This window comes from Anaerotignum sp., assembly GCF_017483025.1.
In the GTDB taxonomy this organism is placed as follows: Bacteria; Bacillota; Clostridia; order Lachnospirales; family Anaerotignaceae; genus Anaerotignum_A.
Genome location: NZ_JAFUMA010000071.1, coordinates 1 through 2,695 on the forward strand (window position 1 = coordinate 1; position 2,695 = coordinate 2,695).

General features: G+C 44.7%; 6 protein-coding genes. All 6 read left to right on the forward strand.

The annotated features are described in order from the left end of the window. A partial coding sequence (locus IJ369_RS06385; RefSeq protein ID WP_290717352.1) for a hypothetical protein occupies window positions 1–343 on the forward strand: 343 nt, incomplete at its 5' end. Window positions 344–416: 73 nt separating this feature from the next. Continuing rightward, complete coding sequence (locus IJ369_RS06390) at window positions 417–974, forward strand: hypothetical protein (protein ID WP_290717354.1); 558 nt, start codon at window positions 417–419, stop codon at window positions 972–974. After that, complete coding sequence (locus IJ369_RS06395; RefSeq protein WP_290717356.1) at window positions 958–1,089, forward strand: hypothetical protein; 132 nt, start codon at window positions 958–960, stop codon at window positions 1,087–1,089. Before IJ369_RS06390 ends, IJ369_RS06395 begins: the two co-directional genes overlap by 17 nt. A 244-nt stretch (window positions 1,090–1,333) precedes the next feature. Next, window positions 1,334–2,107 carry a rolling circle replication-associated protein gene (locus IJ369_RS06400; RefSeq protein ID WP_290717358.1) on the forward strand — a complete coding sequence of 258 codons (774 nt, stop codon included), beginning with the start codon at window positions 1,334–1,336 and terminating at the stop codon, window positions 2,105–2,107. Beyond that, entirely contained in the window at window positions 2,088–2,489 is a 402-nt protein-coding gene (locus IJ369_RS06405; protein ID WP_290717360.1) for a single-stranded DNA-binding protein, read from the forward strand. Before IJ369_RS06400 ends, IJ369_RS06405 begins: the two co-directional genes overlap by 20 nt. A gap of 15 nt (window positions 2,490–2,504) precedes the next feature. Then, on the forward strand, window positions 2,505–2,695 hold a 191-nt coding region (locus tag IJ369_RS06410; protein WP_290717362.1), incomplete at its 3' end, for a hypothetical protein.

Consider the following 2,695-nt stretch of genomic DNA (forward strand, 5'->3'; position numbering starts at 1 on the left):
CAAACTGGAAAAAGAAAAGGCTAATGCTGAAAAGTACCGCAGGGAAGCGGCAGAGGCAACGAAAGCCATCGAAGTCCATGAACAGGCCCAGAAGGAAGCGGAAGAAGCGGCTCTGCAGGCAAAAGAAGAATTGGCAAAGGCGAAAGCGGCGCAGGTACCTTCTGCATCTACTACGGAAGTGTTCAAGGTCAGATTTGAGACGGTTCTTGGTGAGGTCAACAAAATGGTCGAGTGTATCACACAAGCCAGAGAAGAAGGCAGAGAAAGTGAAGCACAGAACCTGGAAGGGAAATTGAAGTTGTTATCTCAGAGGATCATGTCTTTTGTAGAAGTAGGTGATTAAAGTGAAATTTTCAAAAATTGCGTCAATTATGTAAAAATCCAAGAGAGCGATTATATTTCTGGATACTGATGGGATGCAGTGGTTATCTAATGGGGCAGCTATTTACAAATTGGAGAATATGCCACCTTTGGATGAAGATACAGTTTTGACTGTCATGGGTTTAGCGGATAATGAGAAGAAAAAATGGCATACAGCCACCAAAGAAGCTGAAAAAGGAATTTTGCTGGATCATGTAGATGATGAAGAAGAAATCACAGCAGAAGATGCAGGAATCACCATCATACATAACGGGCATCTGATGACGCCTATTTACACCATGGAAGGGATGCTCTGGATCGATGCTGCATTGCTGGCGCCCACAGAGAAAAAGGATATGGAGTATCGGAGTTTCTTTGTAAGAAATTTGGGGGGGCACCGAGCGATCGCCGTAAAAGAAGGCCTTGTATTGACTGCGGTCATTATGGAACTGAATACGTGGGATGATAGCAACCTTTCAGATAGTTTGAAAAATCTTCTGGATCGTTGTCGTGCGGAAGAATTAAGAAGAATGGGAATGTATGTACCGGAAAATCCAACTGACTATGTAATTGAATCTACGGAAGGAGCGGAAGAATATGACACGGAAGAGTGACGATGGAAAACACGATGTTTGTACAGCGTGTGGTGCAAACCTCGACTACGGCGAAAAGTGCGACTGCGAAGAAGAACGTCAGCAGGACAAGCCTGTAGATCAGAAAACAGCATGAAAAAAGCCGCCTGTTGGCGCAGACGGCGATTTAGGGTCTCGTTGAGCAGAGACGATGTTATTCTCAACATCAGTATATCAAAGAAACGCTGAGAAATCAATGATTTGTGGTGTTTTTAGACTGTGCATTGAGACCCTTTTGTCTAAGTAGGCTGATGCCTCTTTAGACTGTCCATAAAGCAATTAACATTCTGGACACTCTCCTATTTATATAGAAGAAAGACAGAATGGAGGAGGTGGCAAGGGTGCCGAAGTACAGAAAGAAGATATGGGCAGGGGATGTTTATGAAGTAGAAGAATTCTATTCCCCTAGAACCATCGGGAAGAAATATGAGAGGGGACGAAGAGAGAACCTCACAACGGAAGAACAGCAGAAACGAAATCTGATGATTGCCAGAAAGGAACTGACCAGAAAAATCAACGCGAATTTCTCAGGAAAGGATTATTTCGTCTTGCTGACCCATGATCAGATTGTATCGGTGGATGAAGCGAAAAAAGAGAGAAGCAATTTTTTTAAACGCCTGAAACGGTACCGCGAGAAAAATGGTTTCTCGGATTTGAAATACATATCGGTAATAGAAGAAAAAGGCAGAGTGCATCACCACATGATCCTGAACTGTTTCGAAGGTCTGAACATGAAAGATGCTCTGGAAATCCTGCAGGATGTATGGGGCAAAGGATTGGTGAAGATAAAACACCTGTATAAGAACCAGAAGGATAACCGGCTGGCGTCCTACATCACCAAGGAGAATATCCAGAAGGGTGCAAAGCGTTGGAGCAGCAGCCGCAATCTGGTTCAGCCAAAGGTGAAGCTGGAAGAAGTAAAAGAGACGAAGCGAAAAACAAACCTGAGACCGCCAAAAGGATATCAGCTGATCATGCACACCGAGGACTACTTTGAAGAAATCGGCTGGGTGCGTTACATGAAGGCGGTTAAAGAAGGTGGCATGGACTATGGAGAATATGGAGGAGGGATGACCTACGAACAAAGTTATTTTGATGGGCAGACTGGTGCGTGATCCTGAAGTGAGATATTCACATGGACCCGAACAGATTGCCGTTGCAAGATATACGCTGGCCGTGAACAGACGTTTCAAGCGGCAGGGCGAACAGGATGCAGATTTCATTCAGTGTGTTGCATTTGGCAAGGCTGGGGAGTTTGCAGAGAAGTATTTCAAAAAAGGGCAGATGGTTTCTGTCATCGGTAGATTGCAGGTCAGAAAATGGGATGACCACGGAACAACCAGATGGTCAACGGATGTTGTGGTTGAGGAACAGTATTTCGCAGAGAGTAAAGCCGCAGCGGAAGGCAGAAGCGGAAGCGAAAAACAGACTGGTCCTTCTCAGGATGGTTTCTATCCTATCGATGAAAGTATCGAAGATGATGACCTGCCGTTTTGATATGGAGGTGTGACTATGGCTGTAAGAAAAATTGATTTGATGCACCAACTGTTCGGAAAAAACGAACAGTTTATCTGTGGAGAATGTGAAAACATGGTTTCCAAAAGATATAAAGGGATGATGCTGCGGAAATGTACCGTATACGGCATGACACACAGCGAAGCATCAGACTGGGCGAAGCGGTGGACAGCCTGTGGGATGTTTAA

What these genes read in the sequence shown, in the direction of transcription:
- IJ369_RS06405 (WP_290717360.1), top strand. Translation starts at nt 2,088, where the DNA reads ATGGGCAGACTGGTGCGTGATCCTGAAGTGAGATATTCACATGGACCC.
- IJ369_RS06390 (WP_290717354.1), top strand. Translation starts at nt 417, where the DNA reads ATGCAGTGGTTATCTAATGGGGCAGCTATTTACAAATTGGAGAATATG.
- IJ369_RS06395 (WP_290717356.1), top strand. Translation starts at nt 958, where the DNA reads ATGACACGGAAGAGTGACGATGGAAAACACGATGTTTGTACAGCGTGT.